The sequence below is a fragment of the Microcoleus sp. T3_D1 genome (genome assembly GCF_036700405.1).
Taxonomy (GTDB): Bacteria; Cyanobacteriota; Cyanobacteriia; order Cyanobacteriales; family Microcoleaceae; genus Microcoleus.
The window spans coordinates 1-16,587 of record NZ_JAUBOV010000061.1 but is presented as its reverse complement, the minus strand read 5'-3'; the positions used below and the strand labels follow the sequence as shown (position 1 = coordinate 16,587).

At 47.8% G+C, this 16,587-nt stretch carries 16 protein-coding genes; 5 read left to right on the top strand and 11 right to left on the bottom strand.

The features are described from left to right. Positions 1 to 610: 610 nt before the first annotated feature. From psaA to QT992_RS23570, 4 genes are all read left to right on the top strand, one after another. The gene (psaA, locus tag QT992_RS23585; protein WP_333321031.1) at positions 611 to 2,905 is read left to right on the top strand and encodes a photosystem I core protein PsaA; all 2,295 of its coding nucleotides are present in this window, start codon (positions 611 to 613) and stop codon (positions 2,903 to 2,905) included. A 110-nt stretch (positions 2,906 to 3,015) separates the two neighbouring features. Beyond that, a complete protein-coding gene (gene psaB, locus QT992_RS23580) occupies positions 3,016 to 5,244 on the top strand; it encodes a photosystem I core protein PsaB (RefSeq protein WP_333140504.1) in 2,229 nt (742 codons plus the stop codon). 354 nt (positions 5,245 to 5,598) lie between these two features. Then, positions 5,599 to 5,757, top strand: a complete 159-nt coding sequence (locus QT992_RS23575) for a hypothetical protein (RefSeq protein ID WP_333321033.1) — start codon at positions 5,599 to 5,601, stop codon at positions 5,755 to 5,757. Positions 5,758 to 5,769: 12 nt separating this feature from the next. Further along, the gene (locus tag QT992_RS23570; protein ID WP_333321035.1) at positions 5,770 to 6,309 is read left to right on the top strand and encodes a cold shock domain-containing protein; all 540 of its coding nucleotides are present in this window, start codon (positions 5,770 to 5,772) and stop codon (positions 6,307 to 6,309) included. A 275-nt stretch (positions 6,310 to 6,584) separates the two neighbouring features. Here the strand turns inward: QT992_RS23570 and QT992_RS23565 are convergent, their stop codons facing one another. The 5 genes from QT992_RS23565 to QT992_RS23545 form a co-directional block, all read right to left on the bottom strand. Continuing rightward, entirely contained in the window at positions 6,585 to 6,779 is a 195-nt protein-coding gene (locus tag QT992_RS23565) for a hypothetical protein (RefSeq protein ID WP_333140510.1), read from the bottom strand. Between the two features lie 157 nt (positions 6,780 to 6,936). Then, entirely contained in the window at positions 6,937 to 7,149 is a 213-nt protein-coding gene (locus QT992_RS23560) for a helix-turn-helix domain-containing protein (RefSeq protein ID WP_006631308.1), read from the bottom strand. Between the two features lie 87 nt (positions 7,150 to 7,236). After that, entirely contained in the window at positions 7,237 to 7,449 is a 213-nt protein-coding gene (locus QT992_RS23555; protein ID WP_242717445.1) for a helix-turn-helix domain-containing protein, read from the bottom strand. Between the two features lie 75 nt (positions 7,450 to 7,524). After that, a complete protein-coding gene (locus QT992_RS23550; RefSeq protein ID WP_333321037.1) occupies positions 7,525 to 7,743 on the bottom strand; it encodes a helix-turn-helix transcriptional regulator in 219 nt (72 codons plus the stop codon). 219 nt (positions 7,744 to 7,962) lie between these two features. Next, on the bottom strand, positions 7,963 to 8,175 hold the full coding sequence (locus QT992_RS23545; protein ID WP_006631307.1) for a helix-turn-helix domain-containing protein: 213 nt from the start codon (positions 8,173 to 8,175) through the stop codon (positions 7,963 to 7,965). A 181-nt stretch (positions 8,176 to 8,356) separates the two neighbouring features. On the opposite strand from QT992_RS23545, the gene QT992_RS23540 reads away from it, so the two are divergent. After that, entirely contained in the window at positions 8,357 to 8,827 is a 471-nt protein-coding gene (locus QT992_RS23540; protein WP_333341369.1) for a hypothetical protein, read from the top strand. A gap of 41 nt (positions 8,828 to 8,868) precedes the next feature. On the opposite strand, the gene QT992_RS23535 is transcribed toward QT992_RS23540, so the two are convergent. From QT992_RS23535 to QT992_RS23510, 6 genes are all read right to left on the bottom strand, one after another. Next, positions 8,869 to 9,075: a hypothetical protein gene (locus tag QT992_RS23535; protein ID WP_333055353.1), complete on the bottom strand. Its 207-nt coding sequence runs from the start codon at positions 9,073 to 9,075 to the stop codon at positions 8,869 to 8,871. A 263-nt stretch (positions 9,076 to 9,338) separates the two neighbouring features. Continuing rightward, on the bottom strand, positions 9,339 to 10,661 hold the full coding sequence (locus tag QT992_RS23530) for a CO2 hydration protein (protein ID WP_333321041.1): 1,323 nt from the start codon (positions 10,659 to 10,661) through the stop codon (positions 9,339 to 9,341). Between the two features lie 174 nt (positions 10,662 to 10,835). Then, a complete protein-coding gene (locus QT992_RS23525; protein WP_333321047.1) occupies positions 10,836 to 12,389 on the bottom strand; it encodes an NADH-quinone oxidoreductase subunit M in 1,554 nt (517 codons plus the stop codon). Between the two features lie 283 nt (positions 12,390 to 12,672). Beyond that, the gene (locus QT992_RS23520) at positions 12,673 to 13,392 is read right to left on the bottom strand and encodes a carbonic anhydrase (protein ID WP_333321043.1); all 720 of its coding nucleotides are present in this window, start codon (positions 13,390 to 13,392) and stop codon (positions 12,673 to 12,675) included. 104 nt (positions 13,393 to 13,496) lie between these two features. After that, a complete protein-coding gene (locus tag QT992_RS23515) occupies positions 13,497 to 15,356 on the bottom strand; it encodes an NAD(P)H-quinone oxidoreductase subunit F (protein WP_333321045.1) in 1,860 nt (619 codons plus the stop codon). A gap of 334 nt (positions 15,357 to 15,690) precedes the next feature. After that, positions 15,691 to 16,551: a glycosyltransferase gene (locus QT992_RS23510; protein ID WP_333377843.1), complete on the bottom strand. Its 861-nt coding sequence runs from the start codon at positions 16,549 to 16,551 to the stop codon at positions 15,691 to 15,693. Between the last annotated feature and the right edge of the window lie 36 nt (positions 16,552 to 16,587).

Sequence of the window (16,587 nt, the reverse complement as noted above, 5' to 3'; positions counted from 1 at the left end):
TATAGCCCAAAAATGAATTTAGTATTGGGGAATTGCCGGCTTGGGAATTCCAAAGCCGCGTAGGAACCCGGATTGAGGCAGCAGCGGGCAACCCCTCCTCTCCCACTCTTAATTGCCGCAGCCTTTTTCCCAAACATATATCTACAAATGAGTATTCCTAAATTACCTTATCTTTGAGTTTTGTAAAGTTAATGGCAGTACCCCTTGACTTTTTCGAGGGACTGTGGGATTTAAAGGCGTTATTACATCAAGAATTGAGCCTTTTTTAAGTATTGTTAACAAGCGATTAATACTCCTCTAGCAAGCTTATAATTCATAAAACTCCCTCAAAAGGAGCAGGCGTATCAAGTCTGAATCAAGGACGCGATCGGCAGCTCCAGATAGCGAGAAGAGTTGGCAGTACCCAGGCACATTGTTAGCGACACTGGGAAACTGGCTTCTTCACAGAAGCAAAATGCTTGGGGAGACGATGCACCTGCGTCTAGCTCTGCAAAGAGTAAAGTGCCGTGTAGTGTCGGCTTTTTCGAGAATCTCCCGCCTAATCAAGCGCGGGGAGTGTCCGGTACAGTGTTCAGTTCTCGTTCCTTGTCTTACCGAGAGGAGAGTCTTCATGACCATTAGTCCTCCAGAGCGAGAGGTAAAAGCTAGGGTAGTAGTCGATAAGAATCCGGTTCCAACTTCCTTCGAGAAGTGGTCAAAACCCGGTCATTTTGATCGCACTCTAGCTAAGGGGCCAAAAACCACCACTTGGATTTGGAACCTCCACGCTAACGCTCACGACTTTGACAGTCATACAAGTGACTTAGAAGACGTTTCGCGCAAAATCTTTAGCGCTCACTTCGGCCACTTGGCAGTAATCTTCGTATGGTTGAGCGGCGCATATTTCCACGGCGCTAAATTTTCCAATTACGAAGCTTGGCTGACAAATCCTACAGCCATCAAGCCCAGCGCTCAAGTGGTCTGGCCGATTTTTGGTCAAGAAATTTTAAATGCAGATGTAGGCGGCGGCTTTCACGGGATTCAGATCACCTCTGGTCTATTCCAACTGTGGCGCGCCAACGGCATCACTAACTCATACCAGCTATATTGCACTGCGATCGGCGCCCTGGTAATGGCAGCTTTGATGCTGTTTGCCGGTTGGTTCCACTATCACGTCCGCGCTCCGAAACTGGAATGGTTCCAGAACGTGGAATCGATGATGAACCACCACTTGGCAGTTTTGTTAGGCTGCGGGTGCTTGGGCTTCGCAGGACAACAAATTCACGTGGCTCTGCCGATCAATGCTTGCATGGACGCGATCGATGCAGGTGCACCGCTGACAGTCGGCGGCAAGCTGATCAAAACAGTTGCCGACATCCCCCTGCCGCACGAGTGGATTTTGACACCGGGCTTGATGGCTGACATCTACCCGAGTTTCGCTAAAGGTTTAACCCCCTTCTTCACCCTCAACTGGGGCGCATACACAGACTTCCTGACCTTCAAAGGCGGTCTGAACCCCACCACAGGCGGTTTGTGGCTGACTGATACAGCACACCACCACTTAGCTTTGGCAGTGCTATTCATCGTCGCTGGTCATATGTACCGCACGAACTGGGGCATCGGCCACAGCATGAAAGAAATCCTAGAGAACCACAAAGGCCCCTTCACTGGTGAAGGTCACAAAGGTCTCTACGAAATCCTGACTACTTCTTGGCACGCGCAACTGTCGATTAACTTGGCACTGATGGGCTCTTTGAGCATCATCGTGGCTCAGCATATGTACGCGATGCCTCCCTACCCCTACATCGCGACGGACTACCCGACTCAGTTGTCCATCTTCACCCACCATATGTGGATCGGCGGATTCCTGATTGTTGGAGCAGCCGCTCACGGAGCAATCTTCATGGTTCGGGACTACGAACCGAGCGGCAACGTCAACAACCTGCTCGATCGCGTGATCCGTCATAGAGATGCGATCATTTCCCACCTGAACTGGGTTTGTATATTCTTGGGCTTCCACAGCTTCGGTTTGTACGTTCACAACGACACGATGCGCGCTTTCGGTCGTCCTCAAGATTTGTTCTCGGATACCGGGATTCAGTTGCGTCCGATATTTGCCCAGTGGGTGCAAAACATCCACGCTTTGGCTCCGGGCACAACAGCGCCTAATGCTACGGAAATCGTTAGCCACGCTTTTGGCGGCGGTGCAGTAGTAGTCGCCGGCAAAGTAGCGATGATGCCGATCGAGTTGGGTACGGCGGATTTCATGATCCACCACATCCACGCTTTCACCATTCACGTTACAGTCCTGATTCTGTTGAAGGGCGTGTTGTTTGCACGCAGTTCTCGCTTGGTTCCTGACAAAGGCAACTTGGGCTTCCGGTTCCCTTGCGACGGCCCCGGCCGTGGCGGCACCTGCCAAGTTTCTGGTTGGGATCACGTGTTCCTAGGCTTGTTCTGGATGTACAACTGCATCTCGATCGTGATTTTCCACTTTAGCTGGAAAATGCAGTCGGACGTGTGGGGAACAGTATCGCCAGACGGCACAATTTCTCACATTACCGGCGGCAACTTCGCACAAAGTTCGATCACGATTAACGGCTGGCTGCGGGACTTCCTGTGGGCGCAAGCTTCTCAGGTGATTCAGTCCTACGGTTCGGCACTGTCGGCCTACGGTTTGATGTTCCTAGCTGGACACTTCGTCTTCGCCTTCAGCTTGATGTTCCTGTTCAGCGGCCGCGGCTACTGGCAAGAACTGATTGAGTCGATTGTTTGGGCTCACAACAAGCTCAAGGTAGCTCCGTCGATTCAGCCTCGCGCTCTGAGCATTATTCAGGGTCGGGCTGTGGGTGTAGCTCACTACCTCCTAGGAGGAATTGTCACTACGTGGGCATTTTTCCTAGCGCGAATCATTTCGGTAGGGTAAACTACCCCTAGGTTTTGGATTCTCGATTTGGGAGGAATCTCAAATAGAGAATCCAAACTCCGAACCGAATCCCTTCAATTTTGTTCAGGATTCAGGATTAATCAAGGCTTATGGCAACGAAATTTCCAAAATTTAGCCAAGACCTTGCCCAAGACCCGACCACACGGCGGATCTGGTACGGGATTGCCACAGCACACGACTTTGAAAGCCACGATGGCATGACCGAAGAAAATCTTTACCAAAAGATTTTTGCTTCTCACTTCGGCCACGTAGCAATCATTTTCTTGTGGACATCGGGCAGCCTGTTCCACGTAGCATGGCAAGGTAACTTTGAACAGTGGATTAAAGACCCTCTAAACGTCCGCCCGATCGCTCACGCGATTTGGGACCCGCAATTCGGCGCTCCTGCAGTAGAAGCTTTCACTCAAGGGGGCGCTTCTAACCCGGTGGATATCTCTTACTCCGGTGTCTACCATTGGTGGTTCACCCAAGGGATTCGGACAAACGCCGACCTGTATCAAGGAGCTATCTTCTTGTTACTACTGGCCGCTGTATTCCTGTTCGCAGGTTGGTTGCACCTCCAACCCAAGTACCGCCCCAGCTTGTCTTGGTTCAAAAATGCTGAATCTCGCCTCAACCACCACTTGGCTGGTTTGTTCGGTGTCAGCTCTTTGGCTTGGACTGGTCACATGGTTCACGTTGCTATCCCCGAATCTCGCGGACAGCACGTAGGTTGGGACAACTTCCTGTCTACCCCGCCTCACCCGGCCGGTTTGGCTCCGTTCTTCAGTGGTAACTGGGGCGTATACGCCGAGAATCCAGATGCAGCCAACCATGTCTTCGGTACTTCCGAAGGCGCTGGAACCGCAATTCTGACTTTCTTGGGCGGCTTCCACCCTCAAACAGAATCCCTGTGGCTGACAGACATCGCTCACCACCACTTGGCGATCGCAGTTCTGTTTATCGTTGCCGGTCATATGTACCGGACTAACTTCGGTATCGGTCACAGCATCAAAGAGATGTTGGATTCTAAGGCTGGTTTGGTCGGCGGCAAGAGTGAAGGGCAGTTCAACTTGCCTCACCAAGGCTTGTACGAAACCTACAACAACTCGCTGCACTTCCAACTGGCATTTCACCTCGCTGCTTTGGGCGTAATTACCTCCCTGGTAGCACAGCATATGTACGCGATGCCTCCCTACGCTTTCATAGGTAAGGACTTCACGACTCAGGCTGCGCTTTACACCCACCACCAGTACATTGCTGGATTCATCATGGTCGGCGCTTTCGCCCACGGAGCTATCTTCTTGGTGCGGGACTACGATCCTGAAGCAAACAAAGGCAACGTGCTCGATCGCGTGTTGCAGCACAAAGAAGCGATTATCTCTCACTTGAGCTGGGTGTCGCTGTTCTTGGGCTTCCACACTCTCGGTTTGTACGTTCACAATGACGTTGTAGTTGCTTTCGGAACTCCTGAAAAGCAAATCTTGATTGAACCAGTGTTCGCACAGTTCATCCAAGCTGCTCACGGAAAAGCTCTCTACGGCATGGACGTGCTGTTGTCTAACCCTGACAGCATTGCTTCTACCGCTTGGCCCAACTACGGGAACGTATGGCTCCCAGGCTGGTTGGACGGGATTAACAGCGGTACTAATTCTCTGTTCTTGGCGATCGGACCTGGCGATTTCTTGGTTCACCACGCGATCGCACTAGGCTTGCACACCACCACCTTGATTTTGGTCAAGGGCGCTCTGGATGCACGCGGTTCTAAGCTGATGCCGGACAAAAAAGACTTCGGTTATGCTTTCCCTTGCGACGGCCCCGGCCGTGGCGGTACTTGCGACATCTCTGCTTGGGACGCCATGTACCTGTCTGTATTCTGGATGTTGAACACCCTAGCTTGGGTAACGTTCTACTGGCACTGGAAGCACCTGGGCATCTGGCAAGGTAACGTGGCTCAGTTCAATGAGTCTTCTACCTACCTGATGGGCTGGTTCCGCGATTACCTCTGGCTGTATTCTTCTCAGTTGATCAACGGTTACAACCCGTATGGTACTAACAACTTGTCAGTCTGGGCTTGGATGTTCTTATTCGGACACCTTGTTTGGGCAACTGGTTTCATGTTCCTGATCTCTTGGAGAGGTTACTGGCAAGAGTTGATCGAGACTTTGGTTTGGGCTCACGAGCGCACTCCTTTGGCTAACTTGGTTCGCTGGAAAGACAAGCCTGTTGCTTTGTCGATCGTCCAAGGTCGTTTGGTTGGCTTAGTTCACTTTACTGTGGGCAACGTCCTCACTTACGCGGCCTTTGTAATTGCCTCGACAGCCGGGAAATTCGGGTAACTCTGAACTCTGGTTTCTAGGTAATTAACTAAAATCCCCCGCCTTCTAGCGGGGGATTTTTTTGTATATGTTGGTTGAGGATGGAGAGTGAAGTATATTTTTTATAGCGAAGTTACAGCAGGAAAAAATAGCCACTATTAAAAAATCCTTACTCTCGCTTTTACACATTGCGGCTGCGGATTTCTGAATCACAGCCAACAGCTTTTTCTGCTATGCTGAATTTACTAGCTCAAACGATTGAGCAAGCACAAGTTGACGCCGATGCGAAGTCACTATCCGGGAAGCTAAAAGAGATTTTCACCTGCCAGGAATGAAACACCCAAACTCCCCAATCGTGAAGTAATCCAAAAGAGTATGAGAAATATTCTAGGTGTCTGTCAACGGCTTGAGGCTCTAACTCTCAGTTTAGATGAACTAATGGCTATGGTAGAAGCTGATATTCGCAATAGTCCGATTAATGTTTACCCGCGAGAGAATGCGAAACGGTTGGCTGAGTCTGTTAAGCAGGAATAAAAGTTCAATTTTATGAAACCTGTTCTGAATAAAGGGCAACTGACAACCTGGAAAGACGATCGGGGGTTTGGCTTCATTAAACCGGATGATGGTAGTAAAGAAGTTTTCTTGCATATCAGTGCGCTGAAGGAAGCAAGTCGTCGCCCAAAAGTCGGAGATACGATTTTGTACGAGCAAGTTGCTGAAACAGACGGGAAAGTACGTGCAACTAGAGCATCAATTCAAGGTGTTGCACCTCGACATCAGCCAACAAAGCAGAAACCACAGAAACGCGGTGTACTCAAAACAGTTTTTGGTATTGGGATTCTGGCTGTCATTGTGCTTTTTACGATGCAGTTGAGTCGTAGTCATTCTTTCTCTCCAATTACATCGATCACAAAACCAGGATGTACTATCAAAGGCAACATCTCGATCGATACAGGCAATAAGGTTTATCACCTTCCAGGCATGGAAGATTACGAATCAACAGTTATTGATCCAGCTAGGGGTGAGAGATGGTTTTGCACAGAGTCAGAGGCGATCGCCAATGGTTGGCGTAAAGCACCGAGGTAGCCCCAGCATCCCAACAACCGCGCTGCACCGCAACGAATTGCTCAAGGAAGAAGCCAGAAGTTGATATCGCCGTTTTTGCTATGGTGGATTTACTTGAGCCCCCACTTGACTATGCAACTCTACGTCGAAAGCAAAAGAAAGAAAATTGAGGTGATACGCAAGCAATCTTCTGAAGCCGAGATTATTGATGTGACATCAAAAGTCGATCGACCTTAGGTAATGTTTAGTCGCTTTTAGCGGTAAAGATGAAACTGTTGACCTGGTTTTCTTCAGCTTCAAATCTCCCCATTCATCTGCATCTGATGCACCTTGTCCGCCAACTCTTGGCGGCTTTCCTTATCGAGTGCATCAATTGCCAGCATTCCCAAATACACTACTTCTTTCTGAGTTAGTCTGGTCGCTAGCGCTTGTTTTTGAATGACTTCCTTGATCGCGGAACTGACCGCGATCGCAGTATTAGTTTTAGCCACGAAGAATAATCAACTATTAATAACAACTTTCCTTGATGTTACCATCCTCAATCCGATTAAGTACAATAATGTTTGACTAAGTACAGTTAATCATGCTATAGTGTAAAAAATACAACAAAGCGATCGCCCCCGGTCTAGACAACTTAAGGCCGATCGCCTACTCCTCAATAATCTCCACCAAGTCCTCAATCATCACATCAAATGCCCGCGCTAACTTGTACAGGGCGGTAAAGTCAACCATTGATATTTCTGAACGACGAGCATAGCTGGTTATGGTGCTGTAGATCACGCCCGATCGCTCAGCCACCTCCTTGAATGTCCAGCCCCTCTCGGCCGCTAGCTCTCGCACTTTAACTCTGACTAAACCCATGCTTGACAAATAATGCAGTTGCGTTTTAAGATAATTGCATCTGAAAAAGCGATCGCCCCCGGTCTAGACAACTTAAGGCCGATCGACCTATTCCTCCAAAACCTCAACCAAATCCTCAATCATCACATCAAAAGTCCGAGCTAACTTCCGCAGCAAAGTAAAATCAACCGTTGTCAGCCCTGGACAACGAGCATAATGCTTGACAGTGTTGTACATTACCCCAGAACGTTCTGAAACTTCCTTGAATGTCCAACCTTTCTCAGCAGCTAGTTCTCTGACTTTAATTCTTACTAAACCCATGCTTGAGAGTGGATGCAATTCTTAGGTTGGCTCACCATGATATCAGAAAATCAGTCAATATCGTGGGCGATCGACCTATTCCTCCAAAATCTCCACCAAATCCTCAATCATTACATCAAACGTGCGAGCCAACCTGTGCAAGTAGGCAAAATTAACGGTTGTCATGCCTTGACATTGGGCGTAGTTTCTGATGGTGCTGTAACCAACGCCCGAGCGATCGGAAACTTCCTTAAGTGTCCAGCCGTTCAGGGCCGCAAACTCCCGAATCCGCAACCTCACTAAGCCTTTGCTCATACTGACTTGACAAATGACAATCTGCTGTCGTTTAATATTAGATATCTGAAAAAGCGATCGCCTCTGGTCTGGACAACTAAAGGGCGATCGCCTATTAAACCTAATCAGGACAGATAATCTCTGTCCTGCACATCTACAACAAAAAGATGTACACACCTACAATCCAGAGATGCGTCTATTATGATATCAGAAACTCCGGCAAAATCGCGGACGATCGACCTATTCCTCCAAAACCTCAACTAAGTCCTCAATCATCACATCAAAAGTCCGAGCTAACTTCCGCAGGCAAGTAAAGTCAACCATTGCCATTTCAGGACGACGAGCATAGCTTCTGACAGTGCTATAAATTACCCCGGAACGATCGGATACTTCCTTAAGCGTCCAGCCCTTCTCCGCCGCTAGTTCCCGAATTTTTAGCCTGACTAAACCCATGCTTGACAGTTGATGCAATTGCGTCGTACAATTTTATATGTAAAGAGCGATCGCCCCCCGGCCTGGAAAACTAAAGGGCGATCGACTGTAAAACCTAATCTGGACAGATTATTTCTTTCTATCAAAAAGTGCATTTGCCATATCCAGAAGTCTACTAACCATATCCAGAGGTGTACTAGCCATGATATCAGAAAAAGGGTCAAAATCGCGGACGATCGCAGAATCGAGAATAATTCATAAATCTCCCATCCTGCATCCGCTGGCGAGATTTGTCACAGAAGAAACAGTTGCACTCCTGTTCAATATCTCAGCAGACGAGATTTACCGCATCGAATGCTGTCGCTACATGGTTTACGTGCACGCCAAAGGCATCAGCCGCTTTGTCAGCTACGCCGATTTTCCTCCTATTTTACAAGTACAGCCGATCGCACTTCAAGATTTTGGCAGATGGTACAAACGCTGGAAAAGCAAGCAAGCACCAGCATTTTGGACGAAATTTTACACCCACAAGTTCAAAAAAGCTGTTTCCGTTGACAGCTTGCTAGAGTGGGGCCAATTGGTAGCTACTGTTAAATCGGTCATTTCTGGGCCCGCGCTGCAACAGCTACGAGATGTCTATGCCCAAGAAAAAGATTTGATGGAAAAATTTTAAAGTGCGATCGACTTAATCCTACTTGAACTTTCAATTAAATTTTAAAACACCTCATCCTCGATTCCCAGCCACCATTCCCCCAGATTCATTAAATCTTTGTGAATGTCGGTAAGTTCTGTCATATACTCTTCAGCAGAAATCTCCGATCGCCTTTCTTGCAATTTTTTCAGCCGCAGTTGCACCAACAGCCAAGGTTTGGAAATCCCATCCGTTGCTTCGATATATTTGGCTAGCTGTTTGCTGTCCATAGTTATTGGTTATTTTTTATATCGGAATGATTAAACCGCAGAGAACGCAGAGAAATCAGAGAAATCAGAGGAAAACAAGAGAGAGAGATGAATAATTCTGATACCAACTAATCTAATATTATAACACTTTTGAAACTGATTAAAATGCTCTCCTTTTTCCCAGTCGGTTTCAACCGACTTGAGCTTTGAGCCAGGGGTTTCAACCCCTGGCGGACTAACGGACTGGCGGACTTGGAAGCTAAGATGCCTCCGGCAAAAATCCTTTACCTATAATCCGAAGTCTGAATATTATTCAACTTCGCAGCATATTTCATGCCGTATTCCGGGCGACAGAAGCGATCGATCTGAGACTCAAAGAAAGCCCTATTTGCCTTCAAATGCTTTGGATTCGGGTCATCTAAAGGATACAAAAGAGCAGTCCGTAACGCTTGAATCACCGCCGAAGTTACGCAGTACATCGATCGCTGAAATGTCACCCCAATTTGATTGAGGATATCATCTTCGCCGCGACAGCGCTGTTTGTAGAAATCCCTCAAATAAGGCGGCAGGAAATGCAGCATATCTTGTGCTAGCAAAGTCGGCGGAATCCCCGCCGTACCTACGGGGAATTTGTCTGCATAAAGCACTCCGTAGTGGAAGTCTTTTTGGTCGTCAGGAACTTCTCTAGCTTGAGCGTTGTAAGATTTGGTGCCTCGGAATGGCGAAGTGCGATAAAATACAGCTTCCACGTAAGGTAACGCTGCTTCGTAAAGCCAAGTGAAACCTTTAGATTTGGGGATAATTTCGTACTTCTCGCCGTCGATGTAAACGTGGTGGTAAATCGGGCGTCCGGCGATCGCAAATATGCCATTTACTAGGAAATTCATCGCCTCCGGGACTGTGGTAATTTTCCCTTCGTCGTACAAGTCGGAAACCTCAAAAAACACCGGCGCCATGACTTCCCAGAATAAACCGAGATTGCTGTAATAAGACATTTGGCGGCACTGTTCTAAAAACATTTCGGGAAATGCTTTGTGAAGTGCCAGCATGAACGGGTCTTTTTTGAAATAAGCTTTAATTGCCCGATCGGCATTAGCCTTATATTCGTCACTGTCCAAATAAGGATCGAATTGATTGGTCGGCACGTACAAGCCCCGGTGCCACAGCATCGCCCTCATGCACTCTTCGGCAAATTCCATGTTAATGCGATCGTGCCACAAATGGTGAAACAGCCGCGGCATTTTACCAGTTTCACCCTTCTCCATGAACTCCAAAAGTTCCGGGTGAACACTTCCAGTCCCGCGCCAAATCCGCAAATCTGCACCGTCGCCTGCATAGTGATTTTGCAAGTCTAAATACTCTTGGGGTAAAAAGTATTTAAAGAAAGGAAGCGGCTGTAAAAATACTCGTTCGGCGATGTAAAGCAAATCCCGCCAGTAAAAGTCCATCGGCACCGCGTAAGCTTTCCAAATAGCGATGATTTGCATCAGATTTTCCGGCGTATCTGGAATCATCGCGCCGCCAGCTTCTAGCCTGTGAATTATTTCGGCAAATTCGTGTTTGGAAGGAGGTAGTTTAGTTGCTGGTTTATTAGGAGTTTGTACCATTGTTTCTTCCTTTGGTTGAGTGAATCTAAATATTTTGAATTATTGCAAAAAGCTGCGATTCTTTAACTTCCAGGCTCTAACCTGGGAACCGAGATCCAGGCCCGCGAGCCGGAAAATTGGAGGCAGAGCCTCCGGATCTGCGTTACCAGGCAGAGCCTGGAAACGAGTAGATTCTTAGTCTGCAGAGGCCGACTTCGTTTGTGTAGATGCGATTTCAATCGCTGACTTTTCCCCAGTATAGCTAATAGCAACTTGGGTATTTCTGTCAGCCGGCAGAGTGGCTACGATCGCATTTGTAGTAGATTCGCTCCACTTGAGCAGCCAAGCAGGTTGAATTCCCAACACAAAAATGATGCCCGCCAAAACCAGGGCCGGCATATTTTCAGCAAAGGTAACTGGAGGGTAGTAAGCCGTGGCGTTGTCCAACTTCCCAAAACAGGTGCGGTTGAGCAAAATCACAAAGTAAACTGCTGTTAAACCCGAAGCTAAAATGCAGAGTAAAGTTGGAATTGGAAAGATCGAGAAACTGCCTTGAAACACTAAAAATTCGGCAATAAAACCTACCAAACCGGGAATTCCGGCGCTTGCCATGCCGCCCAAAACTAACAGGGAACTCGCAGTGGGTAAACCCCGCATCGGGTTCATCAAACCGTTGAGTACGTCCAAATCCCGCGTGCCGACTTTGGTTTCGATGATGCCTACCAAATAAAACAGCAAAGCTAAAATTAAGCCGTGGCTTACCATTTGCCCGACTGCACCGATTAATGCCAGCTTCGTACCCGCAGCGCAGGCAACGAGGATGTAGCCCATATGCCCGATCGAACTATAGGCTACCATGCGCTTGATGTCTTTTTGGGCGATCGCGCTCAAAGCCCCGTACATCACGCTCACAGTCCCGATAATCGCTAAACCGGGAGCTATAATCGACCAAGTTTCGGGAAACATCTGCAAGCCAAACCGCACTAAACCGTAAGTTCCCAACTTCGCCAGAATCCCTCCCAGCAAAATTGCTGTTGCTGGCGAAGCTTCCACGTAAGCATCCGGTAGCCAAGTATGCAGCGGCACCAAGGGAATTTTAATTCCCAACCCAATTAGCAAAAGTGTGAGCAGGATTAACTGCAGATTTCTCGGCAATTCTTGAGTGGTAATCGCACTGTAATCGAAATTTAAAGAACCGCTCAGCCAAGCCACACCCAAAAATGCTGCTAGCACTAAAAGTCCCGAAACTGCCGTGTAGATCAAAAACTTCATGGCAGCGTATTCCCGCTGCTTTCCGCCCCAAATCGCAATCAATAGATAAAAAGGAATTAATTCTACTTCATAAAACAGTACAAACAGCAGCAAATTTTGAGACATCAAAGCTCCGGCAACACCCGCATTGATTAGCAAAATCAAAGCGTAGTAAAGCTGGGGGCGCTCCATCTTTTCGCCAGTGCCGTAAATGACTAATAGCGTCAGCAATGCACTTAAAACCAGCAGCGGCAAAGACAAGCCGTCAATGCCCAAATTGTAGCTCAAACCTAATTGCGGAATCCAAGGCAAATATTCTTGAAATTGCAGTCCCGCATGGGCGGGATCGAATTGAGTCAGCAGCCAGATATTCAACAGGAAAACAACAGCAGCAAAAGCTGAGGCAATGGAACGCAACCGCATCCCGTTGATGTTTCCGGGCAGAAACCCGACTACCGCAGCGCCCAACGCGGGCAACCAGAGCAAGGCACTAAGCATAATGTGTGAAGAGTGAAGAGTAAAGAATCTATTGAGAGTTGATAGTTGATAGTGGATAGTCCATCTTTGATAGTTGATAGTTGATAGTTGATAGTTATCAAGCGTCAATTGTCAAATTTCAATTTTTCGCTGTTACAAACCCCTCGCTGTCAATTGTCAACTGTCAATTGTATGCTGTTAAAACCCCTTGCTGTCCCAGGTCAACTGTCCCAGGTCAACTAACTCTGGGGGCGGGCACGGGGGCATCGCCCCTACCAACTGTCAACTGTTAACTGTTAACTGTTTAAGACTCAACCAACCTATTGATGACACCCGTATCTAAATCGTAATAGCCACCCACCACTTTCAGTTTATTCTCCAGAATTAACTGAGAGATCACTGGAGATGCTTTCAATCTTCTAGTTTGCAGGATAACATTTGCTTTTGAAGCATTTTCTAGATGATTGCCCGTTTGGCTTTTCGAGCTTTCTACGGCCGGCTTAATGGCGTCGAGCAAACTGCCAATTTGACCGGGAACTTGAGCTCCTTTGATGGTTGCGTCTACCGCACCGCACCTTTTATGCCCGATTACCATCAGCACTTTTGCTCCCAACACCAACGTGCCAAATTCCAGGCTGCCAATTTCTTCGGGAGTCGCCACATTGCCGGCGACTCGACAGACAAATAAATCTCCAAATCCTTGGTCGAAGATAATCTCGGAAGGGAAACGGGAATCCGAACAGCCGAGAATAGCAGCAAAAGGTTTTTGAGATATGGCAACTTGGGCGAGATCGGATAAGTTTTGGTTAAAACCTCGGCGTTTTTTTTCAACAAACCGCTTGTTCCCGTTCATTAACTTTTGCAAAGCTGCATCGGGAGTCATGTCATTTTGAGCAATTGCTGGTTCGGGTGCAGCCAAATCAGCGCCTGCTCCTGCTGCGAGTATCCCTGTACCAATGGCACCTGCGACAAATTTGAGGGAATTGCGTCGGGAAAGATTGAATTGTCTGTTGTTTGAGGTCATTTATGCTGCCTTATTGGAACGAGTTGGAAATCTTTGTTCAAGACTTCATGTTTGTAAGATTTTAGATTAAAATTGTCACCTAAAATCTTAAAAATTATATCTATTTACCCGCCTACAATCAGCGACAGGCGAGCTAGCAGCGGCCAGCTTATCAGCAGTCCCAAAAGCGCCACGCCGACCAGAATTGTCAGGGCGTAAAACTGAGTTTGACCGTTAACGTTGTATTTGAGGCTTTGCCCGCCGAAAACCGTTGCAAAACCGATTAAATTTACGAAGCCGTCAACAATATTGCGATCGATCCAAGAGATAACTTGAGCAACTAGACCGACTGCAAATATCACTGTCACCCGGTAAAGTTTTGCCGTGTAAAAGTCGTAAGCAAAAAAGTCTTGCAAAGCTTGAGAACCAATTCGCACCGGTTTTTCCCATTTTTCGTTCAGGTAAACAAATGCTCCGGCACCGATGCCGATCGCCGTTGACAAAACTAGCAGTCCACTTGCGGTATAATTCAAACTTGCCCCCGGCAATAAATGCCACGCAGCCAGCAAGTGCGGAACGTGCAAAGTAAAGCCCATTAAAACAGTCATCGGCAAGATAAAAGGCCAGTGAACTTCCGGCGAACGTTCGGTCATTTGCTTTGGTTTGCCGCCGAAAACTAAACCGAAGACGCGCACCAACCCAAAAGCAGTGACGGCGTTTACAAACAGCACTATTCCTAACAGCAAAGGATGAGTTTGCCAAAGCCCGGATGTGAAGTCTTCTAAAGCCCAGAAGCAGCCGAAGGGCGGCAATCCAACCAATCCAGCGCTACCGACAATAAAGGATATGGCAGATATCGGCCGCTTTGCCCACAAACCGCCGAGAGAGCGGACATCCTGAGTGATGCTGTTCCAAACTACCGAACCGATGCTCATCACCAGCAAACCCATTGCCAAGCTGTAGGCAAATATTAATGTCAGGGCTGTCTGGGCTTGTCCGGTGCCGACGGCGATAAATACTAAGCCCATGTAAGAGCTGACTATATAGGAAAGCGTGCGCTTGATGTCAATTTGGGCGATCGCGATTAATGAAGCACCAACCGCCGTCGCAGCGCCTACAATAATAGTTGTCTTCAGTCCGATCGGCGACAAAGCAATCACCGGCTGCAACTTAACCAATATCCAAGCACCAGTTTCGACAACTACGGTGTTCCGCAAAATCGTCGCCGGCAGCGGGCCTTCCATCGCTTCATCCAGCCACAGGTGCAAGGGAAACTGAGCGCACTTACCCATCGGCCCGGCAATCAAAGCCAAGCTCAACAGCGTCGCTACAGTAGGGTCAAGCTTTGCAGTCTGAGCCCAAACAGCCAACTCGTCAAAATTCCAAGTTCCAGCCAGCGGCAGAATTGCGACTACTCCCATCAGCAGGAATAAATCTCCCACCCGCTTTGTTAAGAAAGCGTCGCGGGCTCCTGTCACCACCAAAGACTGATTGAACCACAGCCCGACTAGCAGGTAAGTACCCAAAGTCAGAACTTCCAAAATCATGTAGCTGAAGAACAGGGAATTGCACAGTACCAAGCCGCACATCCCTGCTTCAAACAGCCCCATCAGGGAAAACAATCTCGCCCAGCCCCAGTCCATTTCCATGTAACCGAAAGCATAAATCTGCGCCAGCAAGTTGAGTCCGGTAATCAAAACTGTCGCGCCGACGGTGACAGTAGAGATTTCTACGGGAATGGTTAAGTCTAAACCTGCTACATTCAGCCAGGGAATTAACTGGTGTTGTGCCGGTTGGTTCCAGATAGCTGTCAGGGCTATGACGCCGTGTAAGAAAGCGAACAAGGTTAAGATGGCGTTCACGTAACCGGATGGTCTTGGCCCCGTGCGACGGGTAATTGCCGGAAACCACAGCATCGACAGAACTCCGCCGATGAGTGGATAGCAAGGTATAAACCAAACGGTCTGGAGTAAGATTTGAGCCATTGGCATTACTTGTAAAGGTTACAAAAATTTAAAATTATGAGAATAATTCCCAACGCGCTGACGACAGCAGTGAAAAGCCCGAAGGCAGAAGTAAAGAAAATTTTGGGGTTTGCCTCTGAGTTTCTTCTCCTCGTCAAACCGAGCGCTTCAGAATAGACTTATTAATTTTATATTAAGTATTGCGTTAAATTTTCATATTTCGGATTCAGCTTATTTATCTGTACTGATAAACTATACTTATATGTATATATAGGGCGGATTGTGTACAAACGAATATTTGTCGATCGCAAGTGCGATCGCACAATAATTTATTGCTCTAAAATATTAAAACCGATTAAAACCGCTCAATCTGCCAAGCTGATGCGGGAAGTTTGGCTTGGCGCTGTCCCATCGACCTTGCCCTAACATTCACTAGACCGATCGGCGTATTAAACAAATCTACCATATCGGCTTGGGCCATCGCACTTTTGGCAGCAGCAACGGGAAATTCCTTTAACAGCCACCTAGCCAGCCGGTAAAAATATTCCCCTGTTGTGAATTCTCGCATCAAATCGACACCGTAGAGTTCGTGCAAATATTTATTAGATTCGCCGTACCGATACCATTGACTTTGCAACTGTTTTATTGTAGAACGGTGGCGGTGTCGGACGATCGCATTTTCGGCAAAATACATTTTATAGGATGTTTCCCGCAAAATCCGCCAGCATAAGTCCGCATCGCCGCCACTGCTGAGGTAAGGGCGAAATAATCCTATTTGTTGTAAAACTAGCCTCCGTACAGCTAAGTTGGCTGTTTGGCCGTAAGCACAAAAAGGGTGAGCGAGTGTATGTTTTTGAGATAAAGTATTTTGGCGATCGGCGTGTTGTTCTAAAATAGTTTTACCGGGCAATGCGAGTATTTCCCCAGCGCTAATTCCTACTTCTAAGTCAACAAATGGCTTAACTAAATTTTCCAGCCAGTCAGATTCCGGGCGACAGTCTGCATCGGTAAATGCAATGATTTCGCGTGTGGATGCGCGAATTCCTTTATTGCGGGCGGCGTAGGAACTTTGAATCTGGTTTTCGGTGAGGTGGCGAATGGTTATTTGATTGAAATTGCTTCCCCCCCTTGGTAAGGGGGGGGGTGAGGGCAGGGCGGTTTCATTTTCTTGTAGGGGCAAACCCTCGTGAAGAGTCCCGATGCCTGAAATGCCCATGAAATCATCTGTGGGTGGGGGCGGGGCCCGGGGGCC

Bases quoted from the DNA above. Each gene is read 5' to 3' on its own strand.
- QT992_RS23575 (WP_333321033.1), top strand. From the start codon at position 5,599: ATGAGAAATATTCTAGGTGTCTGTCAACGGCTTGAGGCTCTAACTCTC.
- QT992_RS23555 (WP_242717445.1), bottom strand. From the start codon at position 7,449: ATGGGTTTAGTAAGAATTAAAGTCAGAGAACTAGCTGCTGAGAAAGGT.
- QT992_RS23515 (WP_333321045.1), bottom strand. From the start codon at position 15,356: ATGGCTCAAATCTTACTCCAGACCGTTTGGTTTATACCTTGCTATCCA.
- QT992_RS23540 (WP_333341369.1), top strand. From the start codon at position 8,357: ATGATATCAGAAAAAGGGTCAAAATCGCGGACGATCGCAGAATCGAGA.
- QT992_RS23570 (WP_333321035.1), top strand. From the start codon at position 5,770: ATGAAACCTGTTCTGAATAAAGGGCAACTGACAACCTGGAAAGACGAT.
- QT992_RS23510 (WP_333377843.1), bottom strand. From the start codon at position 16,551: ATGGGCATTTCAGGCATCGGGACTCTTCACGAGGGTTTGCCCCTACAA.
- QT992_RS23545 (WP_006631307.1), bottom strand. From the start codon at position 8,175: ATGGGTTTAGTCAGGCTAAAAATTCGGGAACTAGCGGCGGAGAAGGGC.
- psaA (WP_333321031.1), top strand. From the start codon at position 611: ATGACCATTAGTCCTCCAGAGCGAGAGGTAAAAGCTAGGGTAGTAGTC.
- psaB (WP_333140504.1), top strand. From the start codon at position 3,016: ATGGCAACGAAATTTCCAAAATTTAGCCAAGACCTTGCCCAAGACCCG.
- QT992_RS23535 (WP_333055353.1), bottom strand. From the start codon at position 9,075: ATGGACAGCAAACAGCTAGCCAAATATATCGAAGCAACGGATGGGATT.
- QT992_RS23560 (WP_006631308.1), bottom strand. From the start codon at position 7,149: ATGGGTTTAGTCAGAGTTAAAGTGCGAGAGCTAGCGGCCGAGAGGGGC.
- QT992_RS23550 (WP_333321037.1), bottom strand. From the start codon at position 7,743: ATGAGCAAAGGCTTAGTGAGGTTGCGGATTCGGGAGTTTGCGGCCCTG.
- QT992_RS23520 (WP_333321043.1), bottom strand. From the start codon at position 13,392: ATGACCTCAAACAACAGACAATTCAATCTTTCCCGACGCAATTCCCTC.
- QT992_RS23525 (WP_333321047.1), bottom strand. From the start codon at position 12,389: ATGCTTAGTGCCTTGCTCTGGTTGCCCGCGTTGGGCGCTGCGGTAGTC.
- QT992_RS23530 (WP_333321041.1), bottom strand. From the start codon at position 10,661: ATGGTACAAACTCCTAATAAACCAGCAACTAAACTACCTCCTTCCAAA.